At 56.4% G+C, this 21,961-nt stretch carries 25 protein-coding genes; 1 reads left to right on the top strand and 24 read right to left on the bottom strand.

Annotated elements, in window-relative coordinates; translation table 11 throughout:
- Window positions 1-4: 4 nt before the first annotated feature.
- The 3 genes from FGQ86_RS01645 to FGQ86_RS01635 are packed head-to-tail and all read right to left on the bottom strand — an operon-like array spanning window position 5 to window position 3,249.
- Window positions 5-1,039 (bottom strand): TIM barrel protein, encoded by a 1,035-nt coding sequence (locus FGQ86_RS01645; RefSeq protein ID WP_138302807.1) that lies wholly within the window; start codon window positions 1,037-1,039, stop codon window positions 5-7.
- 19 nt (window positions 1,040-1,058) lie between these two features.
- Window positions 1,059-2,060: a sugar phosphate isomerase/epimerase family protein gene (locus FGQ86_RS01640; RefSeq protein ID WP_138302806.1), complete on the bottom strand. Its 1,002-nt coding sequence runs from the start codon at window positions 2,058-2,060 to the stop codon at window positions 1,059-1,061.
- A 49-nt stretch (window positions 2,061-2,109) separates the two neighbouring features.
- A complete protein-coding gene (locus FGQ86_RS01635) occupies window positions 2,110-3,249 on the bottom strand; it encodes a Gfo/Idh/MocA family oxidoreductase (protein WP_138302805.1) in 1,140 nt (379 codons plus the stop codon).
- Window positions 3,250-3,450: 201 nt separating this feature from the next.
- Between FGQ86_RS01635 and FGQ86_RS01630 the strand changes: the two genes are divergently transcribed.
- Window positions 3,451-4,440 (top strand): AraC family transcriptional regulator, encoded by a 990-nt coding sequence (locus FGQ86_RS01630; RefSeq protein WP_138302804.1) that lies wholly within the window; start codon window positions 3,451-3,453, stop codon window positions 4,438-4,440.
- Window positions 4,441-4,474: 34 nt separating this feature from the next.
- On the opposite strand, the gene FGQ86_RS01625 is transcribed toward FGQ86_RS01630, so the two are convergent.
- The 21 genes from FGQ86_RS01625 to thiM form a co-directional block, all read right to left on the bottom strand.
- Window positions 4,475-5,746, bottom strand: a complete 1,272-nt coding sequence (locus FGQ86_RS01625; RefSeq protein WP_138302803.1) for an ABC transporter permease — start codon at window positions 5,744-5,746, stop codon at window positions 4,475-4,477.
- Between the two features lies 1 nt (window position 5,747).
- Window positions 5,748-6,638 carry an ABC transporter ATP-binding protein gene (locus tag FGQ86_RS01620; RefSeq protein ID WP_033124734.1) on the bottom strand — a complete coding sequence of 297 codons (891 nt, stop codon included), beginning with the start codon at window positions 6,636-6,638 and terminating at the stop codon, window positions 5,748-5,750.
- A complete protein-coding gene (locus FGQ86_RS01615) occupies window positions 6,623-7,444 on the bottom strand; it encodes a hypothetical protein (protein ID WP_033124733.1) in 822 nt (273 codons plus the stop codon). Before FGQ86_RS01615 ends, FGQ86_RS01620 begins: the two co-directional genes overlap by 16 nt.
- Window positions 7,445-7,960, bottom strand: a complete 516-nt coding sequence (locus FGQ86_RS01610) for a sigma-70 family RNA polymerase sigma factor (protein ID WP_033124732.1) — start codon at window positions 7,958-7,960, stop codon at window positions 7,445-7,447. It lies immediately after the preceding gene.
- A gap of 179 nt (window positions 7,961-8,139) precedes the next feature.
- Window positions 8,140-8,469: a hypothetical protein gene (locus FGQ86_RS01605; RefSeq protein WP_052083830.1), complete on the bottom strand. Its 330-nt coding sequence runs from the start codon at window positions 8,467-8,469 to the stop codon at window positions 8,140-8,142.
- 85 nt (window positions 8,470-8,554) lie between these two features.
- Window positions 8,555-8,863, bottom strand: a complete 309-nt coding sequence (locus FGQ86_RS01600; RefSeq protein ID WP_033124731.1) for a type II toxin-antitoxin system MqsA family antitoxin — start codon at window positions 8,861-8,863, stop codon at window positions 8,555-8,557.
- 14 nt (window positions 8,864-8,877) lie between these two features.
- Window positions 8,878-9,219, bottom strand: coding sequence for an addiction module toxin RelE (locus FGQ86_RS01595; protein ID WP_138302802.1), 342 nt, complete (start codon window positions 9,217-9,219; stop codon window positions 8,878-8,880).
- Between the two features lie 308 nt (window positions 9,220-9,527).
- On the bottom strand, window positions 9,528-10,151 hold the full coding sequence (locus FGQ86_RS01590) for a V-type ATP synthase subunit D (protein WP_138302801.1): 624 nt from the start codon (window positions 10,149-10,151) through the stop codon (window positions 9,528-9,530).
- A 182-nt stretch (window positions 10,152-10,333) separates the two neighbouring features.
- Window positions 10,334-11,764, bottom strand: coding sequence for a V-type ATP synthase subunit B (locus FGQ86_RS01585; RefSeq protein WP_138302800.1), 1,431 nt, complete (start codon window positions 11,762-11,764; stop codon window positions 10,334-10,336).
- Between the two features lie 17 nt (window positions 11,765-11,781).
- Window positions 11,782-13,548 carry a V-type ATP synthase subunit A gene (locus tag FGQ86_RS01580; protein WP_033124727.1) on the bottom strand — a complete coding sequence of 589 codons (1,767 nt, stop codon included), beginning with the start codon at window positions 13,546-13,548 and terminating at the stop codon, window positions 11,782-11,784.
- Entirely contained in the window at window positions 13,541-14,128 is a 588-nt protein-coding gene (locus tag FGQ86_RS01575; RefSeq protein ID WP_243127118.1) for a V-type ATP synthase subunit E, read from the bottom strand. Before FGQ86_RS01575 ends, FGQ86_RS01580 begins: the two co-directional genes overlap by 8 nt.
- Before the next feature lie 18 nt (window positions 14,129-14,146).
- Window positions 14,147-14,455, bottom strand: coding sequence for a V-type ATP synthase subunit F (locus FGQ86_RS01570; RefSeq protein ID WP_033124726.1), 309 nt, complete (start codon window positions 14,453-14,455; stop codon window positions 14,147-14,149).
- Window position 14,456: 1 nt separating this feature from the next.
- A complete protein-coding gene (locus FGQ86_RS01565; RefSeq protein WP_138302799.1) occupies window positions 14,457-14,891 on the bottom strand; it encodes an ATP synthase subunit C in 435 nt (144 codons plus the stop codon).
- Window positions 14,892-14,893: 2 nt separating this feature from the next.
- Window positions 14,894-16,840: a V-type ATPase 116kDa subunit family protein gene (locus tag FGQ86_RS01560; protein ID WP_138302798.1), complete on the bottom strand. Its 1,947-nt coding sequence runs from the start codon at window positions 16,838-16,840 to the stop codon at window positions 14,894-14,896.
- Window positions 16,837-17,883 (bottom strand): V-type ATPase subunit, encoded by a 1,047-nt coding sequence (locus tag FGQ86_RS01555; protein ID WP_138302797.1) that lies wholly within the window; start codon window positions 17,881-17,883, stop codon window positions 16,837-16,839. The genes FGQ86_RS01560 and FGQ86_RS01555 overlap by 4 nt, the downstream gene beginning before the upstream one ends.
- 3 nt (window positions 17,884-17,886) lie before the next feature.
- Entirely contained in the window at window positions 17,887-18,198 is a 312-nt protein-coding gene (locus FGQ86_RS01550) for a hypothetical protein (protein WP_033124722.1), read from the bottom strand.
- A gap of 136 nt (window positions 18,199-18,334) precedes the next feature.
- Complete coding sequence (locus FGQ86_RS01545; protein WP_033124721.1) at window positions 18,335-18,766, bottom strand: hypothetical protein; 432 nt, start codon at window positions 18,764-18,766, stop codon at window positions 18,335-18,337.
- A gap of 157 nt (window positions 18,767-18,923) precedes the next feature.
- The gene (gene thiD / locus FGQ86_RS01540; protein ID WP_138302796.1) at window positions 18,924-19,718 is read right to left on the bottom strand and encodes a bifunctional hydroxymethylpyrimidine kinase/phosphomethylpyrimidine kinase; all 795 of its coding nucleotides are present in this window, start codon (window positions 19,716-19,718) and stop codon (window positions 18,924-18,926) included.
- The gene (locus tag FGQ86_RS01535; protein WP_138302795.1) at window positions 19,715-20,416 is read right to left on the bottom strand and encodes an HAD family phosphatase; all 702 of its coding nucleotides are present in this window, start codon (window positions 20,414-20,416) and stop codon (window positions 19,715-19,717) included. The genes thiD and FGQ86_RS01535 overlap by 4 nt, the downstream gene beginning before the upstream one ends.
- The gene (gene thiE / locus FGQ86_RS01530; RefSeq protein WP_279230571.1) at window positions 20,413-21,042 is read right to left on the bottom strand and encodes a thiamine phosphate synthase; all 630 of its coding nucleotides are present in this window, start codon (window positions 21,040-21,042) and stop codon (window positions 20,413-20,415) included. The genes FGQ86_RS01535 and thiE overlap by 4 nt, the downstream gene beginning before the upstream one ends.
- On the bottom strand, window positions 21,029-21,847 hold the full coding sequence (thiM, locus tag FGQ86_RS01525; protein ID WP_138302887.1) for a hydroxyethylthiazole kinase: 819 nt from the start codon (window positions 21,845-21,847) through the stop codon (window positions 21,029-21,031). Before thiM ends, thiE begins: the two co-directional genes overlap by 14 nt.
- Between the last annotated feature and the right edge of the window lie 114 nt (window positions 21,848-21,961).

The following is a 21,961-nucleotide window of genomic DNA, read 5'->3' as shown; positions in this document are numbered from 1 at the left end:
CAGTCTAGTCGATGCCCATGAGCAGGTTCATGACATACATCTCAAGGGCCTCAAAATCCCGGTTCTCCACGCATTTCTTCTGGAAGTCATAATCAAATCTCTCCACCTTCTCCTCCAGTGCCTTGAAGATATTCAGACTGTTCTCCAGATGCTTGTAGCTGTCCTCATCCTTTGTGGTGCGCATAGCCTTTACGTCCAGTCCAACATACTCGCCGTGGCTTCCGTAGCCGTTCTCCTTCAGCACCTTCACCTGGTTGAAGGCGGCGCGCAGGTTCTCCACGCCAAAGGTCTTGTCCTGGTCGTAGCGGATGCCGTTCTGGTCGTTGAGATGCACGGTCATCAGCTTGCCCATAGCCATGGCAAATCCGATCTCGTGGGCCGGGTCAAGGCCTGCCAGGATGGCGTGAGCGCTCTCCAGGTTTCCTCCCACTCTGGAGGGGTCGATGGTAGCGGCCGAGATGGCCATCACATGTCCCATGGTGCCGCAGATGCTCCTGTCGATGGGCTCGTTTGGCTTTGGCTCAATGCAGACCCGGATCTTGGGATCATACTCCAGCATCTTGTTGATGGCCTCGATGAGCATCTTCGTGGCCCACACAGGGGATTTGCTCTCCGCGCAGAGCGTGCCTTCTCTTGCCAGCCAGAGAACCACCATATCCGTCCCCAGCTCGTTGGCGATGTCGATGGAGCGATAAGCTCTCCACATGGCATAGTCCCTGTCCTCCTTGGAGGTGCTCATGAAACCGCCGTCCATAGTGTGCTCATCCATCCAGAGACGGGGAGCCACAAACTCTGCCTTCAGTCCGTACTTATCCAGCGTCTTCTTCAGCTCTCTTGCCTTCTCCTTGATCTCCTCCTCCGTGTATTCGTTGATGTTCGGCACAGCGTCGTCGTCGTGGAACTGCACGGCGGAGAAGCCAAGCTCCGCGAATTTCTTAAATTTTTCCTCAATGGGTATGGTTTTTCTTGTTGCCGGTCCATAGGAGTCCGCTCCCTCGTGTACATTCCATGGTCCTACTGAAAATTTAAATTTTGTCATTGTCTTTTCTTCCTTTCATTTAGTCTGTCTTCAGGGCATCGTCAAAGGCCACGTCTGAGGGTGAGAAATTGATCTGCTTTGTGAACTCGCAGGCCTCTGTCCCTCCGAATATCCTCTCCATGCCGCTGTCCTCCCACTCGATGGAAAGAGGGCCGTCGTAGCCGATCTGGTTCAGCACCCGGATGATGTTGTCAAAGTCTACATCCCCGTGTCCCGGAGACACAAAGTTCCAGCCTCTCCGCTGGTCGCCGAAGGTGATGTGTGACCCCAGGATGCCGTTGCGGCCGTTCAGGTTCAGCTTGGCGTCCTTGATATGTACGTGATAGATCCGGTCCGCAAAGTCGTAGAGGAACATAGCCGGATCCAGTCCCTGCCAGATCAGGTGGCTGGGGTCAAAGTTGATGCCCAGGGTAGGTCTGTAGTCAAAGGTCTCCAGCAGCTTTTTTGTGCTCCAGTAGTCGTAGGCGATCTCTGTGGGATGTACCTCCAGAGCCAGCTTTACGCCGCACTCATCGTACACATCCATGATGGGAGACCAGAGCTCCTTGATCCTCTGATAGCCGGCCTCCACCTGTTCCTCGCTTGTCTGGGGGAAGGAGTACCACATCTTCCAGATGGGGGAGCCCATAAAGAAGGTGACTGTATCCACTCCCATATTTTTTGCCGCCTGGGCCGCGTACTTCATCTGCTGCGTGCCCCAGGCCCGTATCTCCTCCGGCTTGCCCGCCAGCGCCGAGGGGGCGAAGTTATCCAGACGGGGATCATAGGCCCACTGCTCCGCATCGCCCACGCACTGTCCCGGCAGATGCATGCCGATGGCCCAGCATCCCAGGCCATACTTAGCCAGCGTGTCCTTCAGCTCTTTCACATAATTTTCATCCTTTGCTGCCTTCTCCACGTCGATCTGTCCCCAGGAGGCGATCTCCAGTCCCTCGTATCCCATCTTCTGCGCAGTCTTGCACATCTCCTCCATGGGCAGGTCTGCCCACTGTCCTGTAAAAATTGTTACCGGTCTTGCCATTTCTTTGTCTCTCCTTTCTGACATTTCCTGTTTGATCAATTCACAGCTTCTAAACCTCTACCCACACGTTTCCCTTCTCATTGCTCTCCAGGCAGGCCTCCACATATCTGATGCCCTGCACGCCTGCTGCCACAGTGGGGTAATCGATCATGTCCTCTGTAAATGTTCCGTCCTCTTTGGCCTCCACGCACTGGGTAAAGCTGTCGTACAGGTTTCCCATTGCCTCCAGCCAGCCCTCCGTGTGTCCTGCCGGAAGCCTGCCGTACTTTGCCGCGTCCGGCGTGACCGCTCCGTAGCCTCTCTTGATGGTGCGGGCAATGCCGTCCTCCCTGATGAGGGTTATCTCCTCCGGGTTCTCCTGGAACCAGAGGATGGTTCCCTTTGACCCGTAAATGCGCACCCGCAGGCTGTTGTCGCAGCCGATGGCAAACTGGGAGGACCAGTTGACGCCCGTGGCGCCGCCTTCGTACTCCACCAGGATCTGGTCATTGTCGTCCAGCTTCCTGCCCGGCACTACCACATCCATTTTTGCCAGGACTCTCTTTACCTTCAGCCCTGTCATAGTAGCCACCGCGTTTTCCACATGGGTGCCCAGATCTCCCAGACAGTTGACCCTTCCGGACTGGGCCGGATCGCATCTCCACTCGCCCTGCTTGCCGCCCCAGTCTTTCTCATTGTAGAGCCATCCCTGGGGGTACTCTGCCATGACGGTTCGGATCTGTCCGATTTCTCCGGCTTTGATGAGATCCCGGATGTACTTGGCCGTCACATGTCCCATGTAGGTGTAGGTGACCATGAAAAGAAGCCCTTTCTCCCGGGCCAGCTTCTGAAGCTCCTCCGCCTGGGCGCTGTCTGTGGCCAGAGGCTTGTCGCAGGCCACATGGATGCCCGCCTCCAGAAACGCCTTGCAGATCTCATAGTGGGTGGCGTTCGGTGTCACCACAACGACAAAGTCAATGCCGTCCTCTCTCTTTCCCTCTGCCTGGGCCATCTCCCTGTAGTTCGTGTAGCATCTTTCCGGCTCAAGTCCAAGTGCCTCTCCCTGGCTCTTTGACTTCTCCGGTGTCCTGGAGAAGCAGCCCGCCGCCAGCCTGGCAGAGCTGTCCAGGCTGATGGCTCTCCTGTGGGCGTCCCCGATAAAGGATCCCGGGCCTCCGCCCACCATTCCGTAGGTTAATCTTCTGCTCATACTGTCAAACCTCCTTTTTTCATTTCTCCTGTCTCCCGCCAGCCTCCTGGCGGTCTCTTCCGTGAGAATTTCTATAGCTCTACTATAGGACAGAGGGAGAGATCCTGCATGGATTAATTCATGTTCGGACTATGACAAATTAGCTTTTTTATTTGCACGTCTTCTGGGATTTCTGTATACTGGAAGGGAGGTGGATAACAGATGAAAGATGAATTTGAAGTGATTTCCCACGGGGCCGGCCAGTACAAGGTTTTCATGGTCAATCTCCTCTACCGGACGCCCCATATACATAAGGATTTTGAGATCTGTCTGCTCCTGGAGGGGACGGTGTGCCTGCTGTCCAGGGGGAGGGAGCACACCTATGAGAAGGGCAGCCTCTGGGTCATTAACCCCTTTACCAGCCACGAGCTGATCGCAAAGCAGCCCGCCCTGATCCTGTCCCTGCAGATCTCCCCCTCCTTTTTCGGGCCGATCTTTCCCCAGATAGAAAATATAGAGTTCTCCCTGGAGCCTCACTCCCGGGATGCGCAGGGTACGGACGTGCTGGTTCCGGATACATGGGCTTCGGATATACGGGCTTCTCTGGCAGGGATGCTCCTTAACATTGCCAGCGCCTACTTCCATCCCGGGGACTATTCCGCCCTCCGCTGCGCGGGACTGATCTGTCTCTTTTTCGAGAGACTGCCCCGGTATCTTCCCTGCGTCCGCATCTCGGAAAAGGAGCGGCAGCTCTCCGCCACCAGAGCCCGGCGGGTCAGGAAGATCAGCAGCTACATAGACAGCCACTACTCCGAGAAGCTGCTCCTCACGGACCTGGCGCAGGAGCTGGGACTGTCCATGAGCTACCTGTCCCACTTTTTCAAGTCTGTCTTCGGTATGTCCTTTCAGTCCTATGTGATGAAAATGAGATGCGAAAAAGCCCGCCAGCTTCTCCTTCTGACGGACTTTTCTCTCCTGGACATCAGTATTGCCTGCGGCTTCTCTGACATCAAATATTTTAACCAGGGGTTCCGGCATCAGTTCGGCTGCTCTCCCCGGCAGTACAGGCAGCATTTTGAACACGAGGAGCTGTCCCAGCAGCAGAAATCCATGCTCTCCACCCAGGAATTCCTGTCGCCGGCGGCCAGCCGGGTGACGCTGGAGAAGTATCTGCCAGGCCAGATCCGCACGCTTCCGACAGGAAATCGGTAAATCCCCCTGACGATCAGCAGCGCAGGCTTTGTTCTCATCTCCCCCGCCTGCACCAGCTCACTCCCGCCAGCACTGCAAAGAGGATACACTCCACTGCCGCCGCTCCCATCATCAGGTACGGGAGCCAGATGGCTGTATTTCCCAGGTAGGCAAAGCCTGTGTCCATGGCCGCGTAGGTAAAGCTGTTCATCATGCCCACGCCGCCGGCGGGCAGCAGGCAGCGGATCCACTTTCCAATATTTCCGCTCAGGATCATGTACACTACCATAGGCAGGATGAGGAAGGCAAAGGCAGCTATGCTGGCGGGGGCCACTGTCTTCATCCTTCCCGACAGGAAGAGGGTGAAGGCGGCCGTGGCCAGCAGAGAGACAAATCCCGCCGCCCCGATGAGTAGCTCCAGCTGTCCCACTGTCAGGGGCAGGAACACGGACACCGACACCAGCAGCTGCAGGGAGGTGTCCAGCCCTTTGAAGTCAAAGAAGGCATTGAGGAGCAGAAGGAACAGGGCCATGCAGGCAAGATACAGGACGCCCACAAGGAGAAGGCCTGCCAAAATCCGGCTCACCGCCAGGCGCCTCCTCCCGTCCCTGGCGCACTTCAGGATCTGGTCCGCCTGGGTCTGGCAGTCGCTGGCAAAGACCGGCACCAGGATAAAGGTACAGATCAGCACCAGCAGGAACACATAAATGCCCACGTATTCTATAGCGTCCGGCGTCACTCCCGGCTCGTAGGTAAAGGGCATCTCCACCCGGTCGTAGAGGGCCAGCGCCTGCTGCACCGCGCTGTCTGTGCGGGCGCTCTCCCCTCCGCCCTCCAGATAGATGAGATCCTTAATATGCTGTCTGCACTGGCTGTAAAAGCCTGTCGCCTGCTCCTCGGTCAGGTCATCCCTCCCGGGGGCTATGCCTGTCTTCGGGTCCGCCCAGGCCTCGCACATCCGGTTCAGGATGCCGCCTACATTGGATACCTTCTCACAGTAATCACTGGCTGTCACCCGCTCATCGTAGATGCCATCGGGCAGTCCCCCCTCGTAGCCCGCGGCGAAATCCTTCCATCTCTGGAGGGCCGCCAGCAGCTTCTCCTCGGTAATTTCCCCCTGGAACTGTCCCTGGTTCTCCGCCTCTTTAAGAAGGGCATCCCGGCCCTTCACAGTCACCTCCTGCCCGCTGTCGTCCCTGTAGGTCCAGGTCTCAAAGGAGGCCGGAAAATAGGCCAGGACTGGCGCCAGCAGAAGGGCCGCCAGTATCAGGATAAGGACCGACCTGGTCTTCAGAAGCCTTTTGATCTCCGCTGTAAATATTCTCATATCACGCACTCTCCTTTCCGTCTGTATGCTCCTGGGGAAAGAGCCAGAGATACAGGTCCTCCAGCCGGGGCTCCTTAGGCCGGGAGTCCGGCACCGCGGGCGCGTCCGCCAGATACCGGATGGACACGGCTCCCCTCTCCTCGTTCCGGATGCTCACCACCCGGACCTTCTGCTCGTATCTGTGGAGATCCTGCTCCTGGATCAGGGCGGACCACACCTTGCCCTCCATCTCCCAGATAAGCTCGTCTGTGGTTCCCTGGGCGATGATCCGTCCCTCCTTCATAATCGCATTCCTGGAGGCAATGTACTCCACATCGGACACGATGTGGGTGGAGATGAGCACGATCCGGTCCGAGGCGAACTCGGACAGAAGGTTGCGGAAGCGCACCCTCTCCCCCGGGTCCAGCCCGCTGGTGGGCTCATCCAGGATCAGCACCTCCGGGTCATTTAAGAGGGCCTGGGCAATGCCCACCCGCCGCTTCATCCCGCCGGAGAGCTTTGTGATCTTCTTTTTCCTCACATCTGCCAGGGAAAAGGTGTCCAGAAGCCGGTCGATCTTCTCCTTTGCCTTTTTCCTGGTAAGGCCCTTCAGAGCAGCCACATAGTCCAGATAGTCGTACACCGTGAACTCCGGGTAGAACCCGAACTCCTGGGGCAGATAGCCGAAAATATCCCGGTAGCTCTTTCCCAGCACCTGGATGGGCACTCCATCATACTTTACTTCCCCCTCCGTGGGGCGTATGAGCCCCGCCGCCATCCGCATGAGGGTGGTCTTCCCGGCTCCGTTGGCGCCAAGAAGCCCCCACACGCCGGGTGAGATGGTCAGGCTGGCATGGTCCACCGCCAGCTTGTCTTTAAATCGCTTTGTCAGGTCATTTATGCATAACTCCATTTGTCAGTCTCCTTTCTTCCAAGTCTCCGTATCTGGAAAATCCAAAGAAGAGCCGCCGCCCCGCAGAGGACCCACACATACCCGGAGGTTACCATATAATCCTGTGGCCCGGCCGCTCCCCGGCTCACATATCTCCACCCAAGGGCAAAGAGGAGAAATCCCGCCCCCATCACAGCACTGCTGCTGACTGCAAAATATCTCTCCCTCCCCCTGTCGAGAAGGAACAGGATTAAATTCCAGGCCAGCAGGAAGGGGAGGAAAAGCCAGGCCGCCAGGCTCCCAAGACCCATAGTCCAGTATATGCCCGCCGCCGCGGCAACTCCCAGCTCCATCAAAACAGCGCTCACTCCCGTGATGAGAAGCTGCGCCATCCGCAGCCGGGGCCAGGACGCGGCCGCCGCCTCCACCTCTGTCATCCTCCATATGCCGGATCTGGCAAAGAAGGGCACGCAGCTCCAGGCCGACAGGATGCCGGCGCCGCACAAAAACAGGGGCACCCGCCTGTAAAGGAACATGGTAAATTCCGGATCCTCCAGGCTCTGTATCCCGGCTGTCAGGTCAAAGCCGCAGACGATCATAAGGAGCAAAATCCCCTGCCAGACCCAGACGTACCTGCCCGTGTACCGGATCTGCCGCGCCACAAAGGCAGGGAAGCCCAGGTCTCTTCTTTCCATGGCCATCCGGCAGGCGTCTGCGGCCAGGGCCGCTGTCCGGTCCACATGGCTCTCATCCGTCAGAGTCCTCTCCCTTAGCTTCTCCCGGGCAGCCAGCCTGCCCAGCTCTCTTTTTACCTGGCCTGTCTTCATTTACGTCTCTCTCCCTTCCAGTTCTGTTTTCAATATCCGCAGTGCCTTCCTCAGCCTGGACTGCACTGTCCGCATCGGAAGTCCCGTCACCTTTGCAATCTCCCCGAGCTTCAGCTCCTGTGAAAAGCGCAGGATGATGATCTCCCGCAGCTCTTCGGGGACCAGCTCCACAAGTCTCCTGAAATCCTCCCGGTCCTCCCCCTCACGCAGCCCCTTTTCCTCAAAGGGTACCTGCTCAGTCACGGGCTCCCAGGGCCTCCTTCTGCAAATATCCACACACACATTGGCGGCCACCCGGTAGAGAAAGGCCCGGAAATGTCCTCTGTGTCTGTAGCTGCCGAAATGGCGGAACACCTTGAGAAAGGTCTCCTGGACAGCGTCCTGGGCCAGGGACCGGTCCGGCACGTGGAACAGGCAGTATCTGAGTATGTCATCGTAGTAGAGCCTGGCCAGCTCTCCCGCAGCGTCCGGATCGCCTTTTTTCAGTTTTTCAAAAATTTCATCTTCCCGCGTCAAGTATGAAACCCTCCTGTTTTCCGTACCTATAGTTTATAACGTTTTGCAGACAATAAAAGGATTAAAATCCCACAAAAAAAGAGGAATTTCTTTTGTGAAACTCCTCTTTCCGTTCCAGGTGCTGATATTTTTATCCGCTTTCTCTGGTCTGCTTTCTCTGCGCAGGGCATCTTAACTTCTCACTCCTGGGATGTGTTCTGCAGTTCCTCAAGCTGCTGCTTCAGCCGGGCGATCTCCTCATCCCGCTTGTCCAGCTCATGGTTCTTTTCCTTAAGTACAATATCTTTATCCGAAAGCTCCCGCCTCATCCCGTCAATCTCTTCCTGCATCTCATCGATCATATACTGGACTGTATTCCTGTCCAGCTCCTTCAGTTCCTTTGAGAACATCTCCATCACCTTCTCCACATTGCGGCACAGCTCATAGATCTCCTCGTATAGCTCCTTAAATTCCGGGTAGGACTCCAGGAGGGTCTCTATCTTAGTCGGGTCGTCTGTACTGAAGAACAAAAGCCATGCTTCCAGCTTGTTTCTGATACCTTTATTCTGCACAATTCCGGTAAATATGTCAAGTGCGATAAAGCAGTATGATTGCTCACTGGACAAATGGAAATTCCCTGGTCAACTCCGGATCCTTCTCCAGCATGGAGAGAAGTCTGCTGGCCGGACCAGATGGATGATTTCTGCCCCTCTCCCACGCTTCCACAGCCTTGACCGAGACTCCCATATACCCTGCAAACAGCTTTTGCGACATCCCGGTTTTCTGACGTATCCTTTTGATCTCAGAAGAAGAGTATATTTTTACGGGAGTAATCGTCACAACACGTCTCCGCAAATTTTTTTGCCTGGTGTCGTCCACTGCCTCGGACAATCCAGCCATAATGCTGCTATACACTTCACTCATACTTTACGCTCCTTTCATTGGCCGGTAAGCGACCGTTCAAGAATTTGTATCATTTTTCTAATGCTGCTGCGTTCAGCTGCCGTAAGATTGTCTTTCCCTTTCTTTTCGTATATCGTGATAAGATAAATTATGCCGGCACCGGGGAAGTCAACGTAGCAGACTCTGGTACTCCTGCTTTTCCCCCTGCCCTCAAAGGAAAAACGCATTTTTCTCAGCTTCCCTGTCCCGCGGATGACCGGACCGGCTTTCGGATTGGTCAATATCTCATACTCCAGTCTGCGCAGATCATCGTCATCTAATCCAAAACTATCCCGACATTTTGAAAATTCTGTCGTCTGTATAAAGGTTCTCGTCATCCAGATTTCTCCTTACAATATACCCTATTAAATAGGGGTTGTCAATGTCATCAAAGACACCGTTTCTCTTTTGGTTCCATTCATTTACGGGTATGATCTCCGATACGGAAGCTCCGAAAATGAGAAAGCCCTGAGGCTTATAGATGTTCTCTCACGTTGAGAGATATTTCCGGCAGAAGAGCTCTGCCGACACAATATGAGTATACTATATAAGATAACATAAAAAGAGGAAGACAGCAAGAGATTTCCGCTGAAAAACTCTGCCATCTTCCTGATATATTCCGCTTATTCTGCCGGGGCATGGATTCCTATTCCGCCTTCTGCTTCCGGCTCTTGATCACCTTCAGCCTGGTGAATTCCTCCCGGTCCTTCTCCTCCAGGGCGTTGTTGATGTCATGGACGAGAGTGGTGTACATGGGGATCGTGATATTCTGGAGGGCGTTGGCCCTCTTCTGGGTCTTCTTGATGTTGGTGGCAAGACGGTAGGCCGCGTTCTCCACCATGGAGAGCTTCACCGTCAGATCCTTCACCTTGCGGAAGGCGTCCACTGCCCGGTCCACTGACTCTCTTGTGGTGCTGAAGGCGTAGGTGGGCACCGGCGTCTGCGGCGTGTATTTCACATGGGGTATCTCCGTCCCCATAATGCTCCTCGTCTGGATCACAATGGAGTCCCCGATGGGCACCGTGTAGGCAATCTGGGAGACCATGCTGATCCCGTTCTCGATGTTGGCCTTCTGCAGGCACTGGTAGGCGTAAGTGAAGGTGCTGTCAATCTCCTCCTGGATGCTGCGGGCCTGGTCGATGAGCTCCATCAGCTCCCGGATCAGGATGTTCCTCTTCTTATCCATCAGCTCATAGCCCTGCTGGGCCAGAGCCAGCGAATTTTTGGCCAGCATCAGGTTGCCCTTTGTGGGAAATGTGCGCGGATCCATGAAACTCCTCCCTTCCTGGTATATCCGATGTTATTCATAAAACAGCAATGCCATCCGCGGGAACGTCCTCCAGCCGTTCCCGCGGATGATGGCGGAGCGCCATATGCAAGGTACAGGAAAACGTATGGACAAATAAATTTGTCCTTCCCTTTTCCCGCACCTTGCGCATTGCTTATCCGTTGTCACATATTTGCGATGGATCCAAGGCTGGCACTTGTGGTGACGCCCTCGTCCCGCTTGGTGGGCTGATAGTATTTGTCCAGTATCTTCGTGTCCACACGGTCCAGCTCCTCCTTGGGGAGACGCCCCAGGAGCTCCCAGCCAAGGTTCAGGGTCTCCTCAATGGTCCGGTTCTCGTCGGGGCCCTGTCCGATGTATTTCTCTTCAAACTCTTTTCCAAAGGCCAGATACTCCTTGTCTATGGGAGACAGCTCATCCTCGCCGATGACAGAGGCCAGGTTCCGGGCGTCTCCTACCTTGGCGTAGGCGGAAAAGAGCTGGTTTGCCAGATCCTGGTGATCCTCCCGGGTGTAGCCCTCCCCGATGCCATCCTTCATGAGACGGGACAGGGATGGAAGGACGCTGATGGGTGGGTAAATGGACTGGCCATTGAGGCTCCGGTCCAGCACGATCTGCCCCTCTGTAATGTAGCCTGTCAGGTCCGGAATGGGGTGGGTGATGTCGTCGTTTGGCATAGTCAGGATGGGAATCTGGGTCACAGACCCGTTCACTCCCTGGACAATGCCCGCCCTCTCGTAGATGGCGGCCAGCTCACTGTACAAATAGCCGGGATAACCCTTCCTGCTGGGGATCTCTCCCTTGGAGGAGGAGACCTCTCGCATGGCCTCCGCAAAGGAGGTCATATCCGTCAGGATAACAAGGATGTGCATATTCTGTTCAAAGGCCAGATACTCAGCCACGGTGAGCGCCACCTTTGGGGTGATAAGACGCTCCACCACCGGGTCGTTGGCAAGGTTCAGGAACATGGCCACATGGTCCGCCACTCCGCTCTCCTCAAAGGTCCTGCGGAAGAAATCCGCCACGTCGTGCTTGACGCCCATGGCCGCAAACACGATGGCAAACTCCTCGTCCGAGTCCTCCCCCAGGGAGGCCTGCTTCACGATCTGGGCGGCAAGCTGGTCGTGGGGAAGCCCGTTGCCGGAAAAGATGGGCAGCTTCTGTCCCCGGATCAGCGTGGTCAGCCCGTCGATGGCTGAGATGCCGGTGCGGATATAGTTCCTTGGATATTCCCTTTTTACCGGGTTGAGGGGCAGTCCGTTTACATCCCGTTTCAGCTTTGAGACAATGGGGCCCAGGTCATCAATGGGCTGGCCGATGCCGTTGAAGGTCCGCCCCAGCATATCTTTGGAGAGGGTGATCTCCATGGGACGGCCTGTAAGGCGGGTGTGGGTGTTCTTGAGGGACATGTTCTCCGAGCCCTCAAACACCTGGATCACAGCCTTGTCCTCGTACAGCTCTATGATGCGGCCGATCCGCCGCTCACTGCCGTTAATGATAAACTCCACGATCTCGTCGTAGAAGGCGTCCTGGACACCCTCCAGCGCGATCAGGGGGCCGTTGATACTGCTAAGTCCCAGATATTCTATTGGCATAATTCTTTCTTCCCCCTTTATGCGTTTTTCTCCAGCACGCGCTGGTAGAAGCTGTCGATGTCCCGCTTATACTGGGCAAACATCTCCAGGCGGTCGTTGGGCACATCGTACTTGATGGCAATGACCCGCTCAAAGATATTTTCTGATTTCAGCACAGACATGGGATGGCCCATGGTCACAAGGGCTCTGGCCTGCTTATAGAGATACAGGATGGTGTCCATCATAAGGAACTGCTTTTCCATGGACACACAGGTGTCATCCTTGTGAAAGGCGTTCTGCTGCAGGAAGCCCAGCCGGATCACTCTGGCGATCTCCAGGATCAGCTTCTGGTCGTCGGGCAGCACGTCGCTTCCGATCAGCTTCACGATCTCCAGCAGGCTGCTCTCCTGGTTGAGGATAGCCATGAGCCGGTTCCGGTAGTCGATGAACTTGGGTGACACATTGTCCTGGTACCAGGGCGCCAGATCCGTCAGATACTCGCTGTAGCTGGAGAGCCAGTGGATGGCCGGAAAATGCCTGGCGTAGGCAAGGCTCTTGTCCAGCCCCCAGAAGCAGCGCACAAAACGCTTTGTGTTCTGGGTCACAGGCTCAGAGAAATCTCCTCCCTGGGGGGACACGGCGCCGATAATGCTGACGGAACCGTCTGTGCCGTTTAAGTTGTGCATCATGCCCGCCCTCTCGTAGAAGGCGGAGAGGCGGGATGCCAGGTAGGCCGGGAAGCCCTCCTCGGCCGGCATCTCCTCCAGACGTCCGGAGAGCTCTCTTAAGGCCTCCGCCCACCGGGAGGTGGAGTCCGCCATGATGGCCACATCGTAGCCCATATCCCTGTAGTACTCCGCCAGGGTGAGCCCTGTGTAAATGCTGGCCTCACGGGCGGCCACAGGCATGTTGGAGGTGTTGGCGATGAGGGTGGTCCGGTCCATCAGAGGGTTGCCGGTCCTTGGGTCTGTCAGCTCCCCGAACTCCTCCAGCACCTGGGTCATCTCGTTGCCACGCTCACCGCATCCGATGTAGATGATGATATCCGCGTCCGACCACTTGGCAATCTGGTGCTGAGTCATGGTCTTTCCGGTTCCAAATCCTCCCGGGATGGCCGCGGTGCCTCCCTTGGCGATAGGGAACATAGTGTCTATGATCCTCTGCCCCGTGACAAGGGGGACAGAGGCGCCGCACCGCTGGCTCACGGGGCGGGCCTTGCGGATGGGCCACTTCTGGGCCATGGGGATCTGGCTTTGGGTCCCGTTTCCGGCCTGCAGTGTGAGAAGGGGCTCCTCGATGGTGTAGCTGCCATCGCTGACCACCGAGACAACCGTCCCCTCCAGATCCGGGGGCACCATGCACTTGTGGACAATGGCCCTTGTCTCAGGCACCTCCGCGAAGATGTCCCCGCCGTGGAGGTAATCCCCCTCCTTCACCGTAATGTGGGTCTCCCACTTTTTCTCCCTGTCCAGGAAGTCCACGGCCGCTCCCCTTGTGATGAAGGCGCCGCCGATATCCGCGATCCTCTCCAGGGGGCGCTCGATGCCGTCAAATATATTGTTCAGGATGCCGGGGGCCAGGGTCACGGACACCGGTCCACCCGAGGCCTCCACGGTCTCGCCGGGACGCAGTCCGCTGGTCTCCTCGTACACCTGGATGGTGGTCCGGTCCTTGTCAAGGGCGATGACCTCTCCCACCAGTCTCTCTTCTCCCACATAGACCATCTCCGACATGGAGAAGCCTGTGTTTCCCTTCAGATAAATGACCGGTCCGTTGATGCCGTAGATTTTTCCCGTCTTAACCAATGTCATCACCTCCTGAGAACACAAATTTGTCATACTCGTTGGCAAGGGCGGCCTTGAAGGAGTGGTCGATGAGGATATTTCTTCCCCTGAGCACAGCCCGCATGCCTCCTGTGAAATCCTCGGCGCTGACTGTCAGGGCCGTCCCTGTCTCGCGTTCCAGCCTCTCTTTCTTGTCCGCGTCGGAGGGATTGATGTAGAGCGTCATCTCCTCGCCGGCCGCGAAATCCAGAGCGCTTCGTATGCACTTTACAATAAAGGCATCATAGTCCGCTGTCTTCATAAACTCCCGGACAAGCTCCTCTGCCTCCGCAAAGAGTTTGTCCTTCAGCTCCTGCTGAACCTTGCCCTGCTCCCGCTTCAGATCCAGCTGGGCCTTTGCCATGGCCTGGTTCTTCTGCTGCCTGGCATTGGTGCTCTCCGCCCGCACCCGCGTCTGAGACTGGCGGACAGCCTCTCTTTTGTGATCCTCAAACACCTTTTCAAGGGCCGCCTTATAGGCGCTGATGATCTCATTTCCCTCCGCCCGGGCCTCCTCCATGGAGACTGCCTGTATGTGGGCGATTTTTTCTTCTACTGTCAAGAGGTATCCCTCCTTTGTTTATAGTTTCAGCCCGATCGCTTCCGTGATATATGATGTGATAAAGTCCTTGCTGCGGCCGGTTCCGTGCCTGTCGGGTATCTCCACAAGAAGGGGCATCTTCCGCTCCAGACGGAACTTGTCGATCATGTCCGGGAACTCCCGGCCCAGCTTCTCTGTGAGAAGCACAATGCCCACTGTCTTGTCCTGCAGGACATCCTGGAGCGCTCCGTAAAGCTCCTCCCTCTCGTGGACGACCACGCCGTCCACCCCTGCCAGGCGCATACCCGTATAGGTATCCACATTATCACTGATGAGATACATTTTCATCCTACAGCTGTCCCAGGATCATGAAGGAGATGATAAGCCCGTAGAGGCAGACACCTTCCGCAAGTCCCACGAAGATCAGCGACTTGCCCAGCACGCTGGAGTCCTCGCTGATGGCCCCCAGAGCAGCGCTGGCAGCGCTGGCCACGGCGATACCGCCTCCGATACAGGATAAACCGGTTACCAGAGCGGCGGCGATATAGCCAAGTCCTGTGGCATTGGACACCGCCTGGGCGGCCGCGTCCGCAGCCTGCACGTCGGCCCCATGGAACATCATGATGCTGCCGATGATGCAGGCGCCGAAGAAGAAAAATATGTTTGTCGCCAGGGCGGCCTTGTAGCGCCCCTTCTTCTTCTCCCCCAGCAGGTAGTACCCGAAGGGGATGATGATACTTAAGATCAGTGCTGCGATGAGAATGAGTCTGGATGCAAGAGTCATAATTAAGCTCCTCCTTTATTTTTGTTCTTTTTCGTATATGGATCAAACGCCCGTCCGCTTCCCTTGTAGAAACGGCTGAACATTTCATAGTACTCCAGACGGAGAACCTGGATTCCGACTACCAGGCCTTCCATCAGACACACAAACAGGTTGCCCAGGACGATGACGACCCAGTTGGGGCTTCCCTCCTCCGCTCCCGCCAGCATCAGCACCACCTCCATCATGGCGGCGTGGCTGACGGCAAAGGCTCCGATACGGACAAAGGAGAGGGTGTTGGAGAAATAGCTCAGCAGCGTCTCAAAGAGCTCGAAAAATCCCTGTACAAGGAACATCACCGCTCCCTCCTCCTGCTTCGCCTTCTTCTTTTTCAGTCTGTCTGTGATGGGCTTTCCAAAGAGGATGAGGAGCAGCGGCAGCCCGAACATGACTGCCAGCACCACCCCCGCCGGCATGCTGTGGCCGGTCATGAAGAGGATGATCGCCGCCACCACCGAGGCGTAGAACACAAGTCCCGCCACCCCGTTGGCGTCAAACCAGGTTCCCTGGGTATCGTGCTCCCTCAGGCCGTTGACAATGTGCAGGATCATGGCTATGATGATGATCCCCATTCCAAAGGCCACGGACACAATGAACACTGTGTTCAGCTTGCCCACAAAGGGAAGGGTGGTCATGTGGTCAATGGGCCGCAGCCACAGCGGCTTTATGATGTCCTCAAATCCAAAAATACTCCCGAACATAAAACCAAAGATCGTGGAGAAGATCCCCGCCGTGGCGATGATCCCCGCCAGAGGCGCCTTTTTGAAATGGTAGATCAGCGCTCCCACTATGACCAGTAGAAGCCCCTGCCCCACATCTCCGAACATGACGCCAAAGATAAAGGAGTAAGTGATCCCCACGAACACGGTGGGGTCGATCTCCCCGTGAGCCGGAAGGCCGTACATCCGCACAAACATCTCAAAGGGCTTGAAGATCTTCGGGTTCTCCAGCTTGGTGGGGGGCTCGCCGAAGTAGCTGTCATGGTCATCCTCCACCACGATAAAGATCTTGTCGTCGTCCTTGGCCTCCTCCATGAATTTCTCCACGTCGTCGTCCGCCATCCAGCCGCACAGGATGTAGTAGTCCTCCTTCTTGTCCGCCACCCTGGCAGCCATCTTCCGGACGTCAAAGTTGTGCGCCAGCTCCTCCAGGCGGTTCCGGGCCGCCACCAGCCGGGGAGCCTTCTCGCCCAGCATCCTCGCGGCCTCCTTGTCTATGTCGTCCATCTCCCTCTGGATATCAAATATCTGCTGCGCCAGATCCCGGCAGGCCTGCTCCGGCGTCCCCTTGTACTGGGGCGGGATCTCGATCCGCTCAAAGTGGAGGGACCGGAATACGGCGTCCACCTTCTGAGCCTCCCCCGGAGAGACAAAATAGGCTCCGTACACGCTGCTCTCGTCCTGCTGCCCCTTCACAAAGATGGCTCCCAGGTCGTTCATGAGATATTTCTCCATCTTCTGGTACTGCTCCGACGGCAGCTTTCCGAACCGGCAGGTAATATACTTAAAGGAAAGGATTTTCCCCAGGTCCCCGTCCATGGGCCGGAAGGGCTCAATCACCTTCTGCTTTGCCTGCAGCTCCTCCTGCCTGCGCTTCAGCACATCCTTCCGGGACTGAAAGGTGAGGTACTCCTCGTTGGTCACCCGGATCAGCTCAAATATGTCATCCAGTCCCATGGAGGTATCCGGCGTGATCTTCTCCGGCTCACTCAGATACCCCACATACTGCTGGGCCTTCAGAAGGGCTTCCCTGTAGGGGTTGATCTCCACAAAGGGCCGCAGGTTCTCCACGGTCTTCAGCTCGGAGAGGGCTGACTCGAGCTGGATCTCGTACCTGGACAGATACAGGTCCATCACCCGGTCAATGTCGTCTCTGGGCCCCGATATGTTGATAAATTTCATTTTCACGATCATAATTTGCGACCTCCCACATACTGTAGTGTCTCATATGGCGAAACGCCGTAGCGGACGCACTCCATAGCTGTTGTCAGCTTCTCCAGCTCCTGCTCCTTCAAAAAGAGGTAGGTGTTGATGCAGGCAATGGAATACGGATTGCTCCTGCGGTCCGTCAGATAGAGATGATACAGGCAGTCCCCATACATTTTTTCTATTGTATATTCATCTGAAAAATGACTGTGCCGGGCGTAGGCTGTCTTTGCAACGGCCTTGTCAAAATCCTCCAGCGTCTCGGCCTCCACCATCTCCTGCACCAGCTCTGTCCGCAGCTTGTAGTGGATGGGTATGAGCAGCGCGTAGATGTCTGCCGGCGCCAGGCTGAAATACTTCTTGGCCCGGTAGATCCACTGAATGTTCAGAAGGTTGATCTTGGAGCCGCAGTCCCTGGTGAAAATCTCCAGCTCTTTCTTTTTCAGCACTTTTTTCCTGCCCTTCCACATAGTCGTAAAATAGTACAGGTTCAAAGCCAGGTCGTAGTCAAAAAGAGTCACCGCCCGCCCGTCCCGCATTTTTTTCAAAGTCTCATAGTACTCCGTGTCACGCAGGTTCTCGATGAGCTCATCCGTGGTCCTGGACCGGATCAGCCTTTCGAGGGAAATCTGGGAATACCTGTCAAAAAATTCCTTCTTGTAGTTCAGGTCAAAGGGCTCCTGGTAGTGGTTGATGACAATGCGGAGGCAGTAGTTGATCAGCTCCACCTCATACCGTTTCAGATACAGCCGCAGGAACTTCCTCTGCTCCAGGCTGCAGAACCGGTAAATCTTCGTGTAGTCGTGATAGAGGGAGAGCTGCAGGAGCTTCTCAATATTTCCCCTGTGGATCAGCTCCGGATCCAGGCTCTCCAGCACCTCCTTGTAAGTGGAATTCTGGATCAGCCAGGAGACCACCTCCGGCACGCTCTTCATGGCTGCAATCTCCTCAAAATCCCCCGGTTCCAGAAGCTTCGCCTCCATAGCCCTCACCTTTGTGGCAATGCCGCTGTAAGCAAGTAAATTTCCCATAGGCTACACCTCTGTGATCCGCTCCAGGATCTCCCTGGCATACCTTGTGTGGTTTGCCTCATACTCCTGCCGCAGGAGCTGGATAGAGTTCTGGCTTCCCGCCGACTGTCCGTGAAGGAGCCGCTTCTTTTCCCCCTCCAGCTCATCCCGGATCGCCTGCAGCTTTCGCTGTGTCTTCTCCTCCAGTTCCTCGTCAAAGGCCTTCCTCTTCTCTTCGTACTCCTTGTCCAGAGCCGCCTTCTGCTCCTCCGCATGGGAGACAATGGCAGAAGCGGCCTCTTCGATTTCAGTCAATTTGTTGATAACAGAGTCCATAACAAGCCTCCTTTTTGTACGAAATGCCAATTTACCCTAATGGTACACCTTTTGCGCAAAAAAAGCAAAGGATTTTGGAAATATTTCAGTATATTAAAAAAGCGCTGGTTCCATATCTGAAATCAGCGCCTTATCTTTATAAATACACTTTCAAATCCTTTGCGAACTGCTCCTCCAGCTTCACCAGCTTTTCCGCCACGGATCGGCTCTCCCGGGAGGCCTCCTTATACCTGTTGGCTGCCTCTGTGATCCCCTGGACGCCCATGTTGCAGCCGTCCATGAGGAGACCCGCGATCCTGCTGCTGCTCTCGTCCATCATCAGCTTCACGTTGGTAGTGATCCAGGACATGGCCGATGCGGCCAGCCCTGCCGGCGGCGCCCCCTCTCCTTCTTTTGCCAGAAGGGCTCCGCTCTCCTCCTCCAGATCTCTGTGCTTCTTTCTGTAGCCACTGATCAGCTCCTTAAGCTTCCTGTCCTTTACGTGCTCCTGGATCTGATCTATGCTGCCTATGGCCATCTTACACCCCTTGCTGCACTCCTCCAAAAGCTTTCTTGTCTGCTCACCCATACATCCACGACTCCTTTTTTATCATATTTGCTTGCCGCACTGTCCCCGGCACCTGTCCTGCCGGCTCCGGCATGCCGGGCCGGCGAAGGTCCCCGATACAGATAGTATGGGCCAGAATACGCCTTTATATACTCTGGAGGAAAATTTTCTTCTCTGTCTACAGCTCGATCTCCGGGATCCCATAGCCGTGGTCCATGGGACCGCTCCCCTTGCCAAGGTCAAGGCCTGCCCGAAGAGCTCCAGAGATGTAGGCCTTTGCCCTCCTAATGCTCTCCTCCATGGAAAAGCCCTTGGCCAGATTGCTGGCAATGGCCGAGGACAGGGTGCATCCGGTGCCGTGGGTGTTGGGGTTGTCGATGCGCTCTCCCCGCAGCCAGACCAGCTTTCCCTGATCATACAGCAGGTCGTTGGCGTCGCTGACCTGGTGTCCCCCCTTGATCAGCACCGCCCCCGGGTACAGCTCTCCCAGCCGGCAGGCCGCCTCCTCCATCTGCTCTTCACTGGCGATGGACATTCCTGTCAGCACCTCCGCCTCCGGGATGTTGGGGGTGATCACTGACGCCAGCGGCAAAAGTCTCTCCATGAGCGCCGCCTGGGCATCCTCCTTGAGGAGCCTGCTGCCGCTTGTGGATACCATCACCGGATCCACCACGATATTGGAAGCCTTCCACTTTGTAAGGCTGTCCCCGATCACCTGGATGAGGGGTACGGAGGAGACCATGCCGATCTTCACTGCGTCCGGAAAAATATCTGAAAAGACACAGTTAAGCTGGCTCTCAAGAAACTCCGGCGTGGACTCCATAATTCCGTACACGCCGGTAGTATTCTGGGCCGTCAGGGCCGTCACCGCGCTCATGGCATACACCCCGTTTGCCTCCATGGTCTTAATGTCCGCCTGGATGCCTGCGCCTCCGCTGCAGTCGCTCCCGGCTATAGTCAGCACACACTTCATTTTTCAATCTCCTTCATCTGTCTGTAGTCTGTAATGTACACATCCGCCTCCGCCCGGATCTGCTCCATCTCCTCCGCGGCGGACTTATCCTCCACGGCCACGGTGTAAAATCCGGCCTGTCTGGCGTTGCATATCCCCTTTAAAATATCCTCAAACACAATGCTCCTCTGGGGCTCTGTCCCCAACCTTTTGGCCGCCAGGCAGTATACCTCCGGCGTGTCCTTCCCGTGGGGCGTCTCCGACGAGAGGGCAAAGGTGTGGAAATAGTCGTAGACTCCGTTGTTTTTGAGAGCCGCCTCAAAGAGCACCGGCTCCGAGGATGTGGCCGCGGCGATCTTCACACCTGCCCGATGCAGGTACTCCAGGTATTCCGCCGCGTGGGGCTTCAGGCCGATCTCCTTCTCGTACATCCCCCTGGCCAGGGCATACCACTCCTCCATGATGGCCGCCTCGCTCTCCGCCATGGCGTACCGCTCCTTTGTGTAGGCTGCCGCCTGAGGAAAATTCATATTGGTCAGGGCCTTCAGGTAGCTCTCCTCAACGGGAAGGCCGTGGTTTGCAAGAAACCTGCCGTCCACGCTCTCCCAGATCCACATGGAGTCCAGGATCGTCCCGTCCAGGTCAAACACTGCGCCCTCCCACATTTTTCCGTTGTACTTTATCATTCCCTGGTTCCTCTCCTGCCATTCTCGTTTCAACTGCGAAAGCCTTCTGACAGCTCCCTGGCCGCCTTTTCAATATCCTCCGCCGCGATCACTGCCGACACCACGGCCAGGCCGTCAATGCCAATGCCCTTAAAGTTCTGATAGGTATGCTGGTTGATGCCGCCGATCACCACGATAGGAATATCCACAGCTGCCCGGATCCGAAGAAGTTCCTCCCTGGAGGTGACATCCGCGTCCTCCTTTGTACTGGTAGCGTACATGGCTCCCACTCCCAGGTAGTCCGCCCCGTCTGCGGCCGCCTTCACGGCCTCCTCCACACACCCGGCAGATACGCCGACTACTTTGTCCGGTCCCAGGATCCTCCTGAGCTCCTTTGCCGGAAGATCGTCCTGTCCCACGTGGACGCCGTCCGCATCCACAGCCAGGGCAATGTCCACCCGGTCGTTGATGATGAGAGGTACCTGGTACCTGTCCGTGATCTTCTTGACCTTTTTCGCGGTCTCATAAAACTCCAGGGACGTGCAGTCCTTCTCCCGGAGCTGCACCACGGTACAGCCTCCTCTGACTGCCTGCTCTACCGCTTCTTCCAGAGTGTCTGTGCTCATAAGTCCCCGGTCCGTGCACAGATATAATGTATAATCGATCTTATCCTTCTTCAATTTCTGCTCTCTCCCTTATACTTTTTTCGTTCAGGCCTCCCACGGCATCCAGGAGGGCTATATGAAAGCTGCCGCATCCTAAATGTCCTGCCTTCTCAAAGGCCGTCTCCCCGGCGATCCCCATGGATGCCAGAGCAGCCACAGCAGCGGGGAAGGCATCTCCTCTTTCTGCTCCGGCTCCGGCAAAAGCCCCTGCCAGGGCGCTGGTCATACAGCCGGTCCCGGTCACCCTGGCCATCATGGAGCTGCCGCCCCGGATCCTGGCCGTCCGTCTTCCGTCAGTCACCACGTCCACCTCGCCGGTCACTGCCACAGTGCAGCCAAGTCGCCTGGCCGCCGCCAGGGCCGCCTCTGTCCGGTCGATCCCCCGGTCCGCCTCGGATACGTCCACCCCCTTTTCACGGGAGGCAAGGCCCGCCGCAAAGGAGACTTCCGACACATTGCCACGCAGGATGTCCACTCTGACCTCCCGGATGAGGCTTTCTGCCATCTCGCTTCTAAGCCGGGAGGCGCCTGCCCCCACCGGGTCCAGGATCACGGGAATTCCTTTTTCATTGGCCCTCCTGCCGGCACGGATCATGGCCTCCAGCTTCCGCCTGGAGGGGGTTCCCATGTTGAGGACAAGGGCGGAGGCCGCAGCCGCGATCTCCTCCGTCTCCTCCGGGTCGTCCGCCATGATGGGGGAGGCCCCTATGGCCAGGAGGATGTTGGCGCAGTCGTTGGCGGTCACATAGTTGGTGATGCAGTGGACAAGGGGCCTTCTCCTTTGCAGTCTGTCCAGCAGCAGCGCCGCCTGCTCCGCCATGGCCATGCCGCCTCTCTCCCGTCTCTCTTCCCCGTTCATGCCGTTCTCCCTCCTCTTTCTTTTTTCCCGGTTGTACCGGAAAATTAGTTACAGTATAACGCCCGGCCTGTAAAA

The organism is Clostridium sp. BSD2780061688st1 H5, assembly GCF_005845155.1.
Taxonomy (GTDB): Bacteria; Bacillota; Clostridia; order Lachnospirales; family Lachnospiraceae; genus Claveliimonas; species Claveliimonas intestinigallinarum.
The sequence above is the reverse complement of the archived record's forward strand: the minus strand, read 5'-3'. Positions and strand labels throughout refer to the sequence as shown.

Bases quoted from the DNA above. Each gene is read 5' to 3' on its own strand.
- FGQ86_RS01645 (WP_138302807.1), bottom strand. From the start codon at position 1,039: ATGACAAAATTTAAATTTTCAGTAGGACCATGGAATGTACACGAGGGA.
- FGQ86_RS01640 (WP_138302806.1), bottom strand. From the start codon at position 2,060: ATGGCAAGACCGGTAACAATTTTTACAGGACAGTGGGCAGACCTGCCC.
- FGQ86_RS01635 (WP_138302805.1), bottom strand. From the start codon at position 3,249: ATGAGCAGAAGATTAACCTACGGAATGGTGGGCGGAGGCCCGGGATCC.
- FGQ86_RS01630 (WP_138302804.1), top strand. From the start codon at position 3,451: ATGAAAGATGAATTTGAAGTGATTTCCCACGGGGCCGGCCAGTACAAG.
- FGQ86_RS01625 (WP_138302803.1), bottom strand. From the start codon at position 5,746: ATGAGAATATTTACAGCGGAGATCAAAAGGCTTCTGAAGACCAGGTCG.
- FGQ86_RS01620 (WP_033124734.1), bottom strand. From the start codon at position 6,638: ATGGAGTTATGCATAAATGACCTGACAAAGCGATTTAAAGACAAGCTG.
- FGQ86_RS01615 (WP_033124733.1), bottom strand. From the start codon at position 7,444: ATGAAGACAGGCCAGGTAAAAAGAGAGCTGGGCAGGCTGGCTGCCCGG.
- FGQ86_RS01600 (WP_033124731.1), bottom strand. From the start codon at position 8,863: ATGAGTGAAGTGTATAGCAGCATTATGGCTGGATTGTCCGAGGCAGTG.
- FGQ86_RS01595 (WP_138302802.1), bottom strand. From the start codon at position 9,219: ATGACGAGAACCTTTATACAGACGACAGAATTTTCAAAATGTCGGGAT.
- FGQ86_RS01590 (WP_138302801.1), bottom strand. From the start codon at position 10,151: ATGGATCCGCGCACATTTCCCACAAAGGGCAACCTGATGCTGGCCAAA.
- FGQ86_RS01585 (WP_138302800.1), bottom strand. From the start codon at position 11,764: ATGCCAATAGAATATCTGGGACTTAGCAGTATCAACGGCCCCCTGATC.
- FGQ86_RS01570 (WP_033124726.1), bottom strand. From the start codon at position 14,455: ATGAAAATGTATCTCATCAGTGATAATGTGGATACCTATACGGGTATG.
- FGQ86_RS01565 (WP_138302799.1), bottom strand. From the start codon at position 14,891: ATGACTCTTGCATCCAGACTCATTCTCATCGCAGCACTGATCTTAAGT.
- FGQ86_RS01560 (WP_138302798.1), bottom strand. From the start codon at position 16,840: ATGATCGTGAAAATGAAATTTATCAACATATCGGGGCCCAGAGACGAC.
- FGQ86_RS01555 (WP_138302797.1), bottom strand. From the start codon at position 17,883: ATGGGAAATTTACTTGCTTACAGCGGCATTGCCACAAAGGTGAGGGCT.
- FGQ86_RS01550 (WP_033124722.1), bottom strand. From the start codon at position 18,198: ATGGACTCTGTTATCAACAAATTGACTGAAATCGAAGAGGCCGCTTCT.
- FGQ86_RS01545 (WP_033124721.1), bottom strand. From the start codon at position 18,766: ATGGGTGAGCAGACAAGAAAGCTTTTGGAGGAGTGCAGCAAGGGGTGT.
- thiD (WP_138302796.1), bottom strand. From the start codon at position 19,718: ATGAAGTGTGTGCTGACTATAGCCGGGAGCGACTGCAGCGGAGGCGCA.
- thiM (WP_138302887.1), bottom strand. From the start codon at position 21,847: ATGGCGGAGCAGGCGGCGCTGCTGCTGGACAGACTGCAAAGGAGAAGG.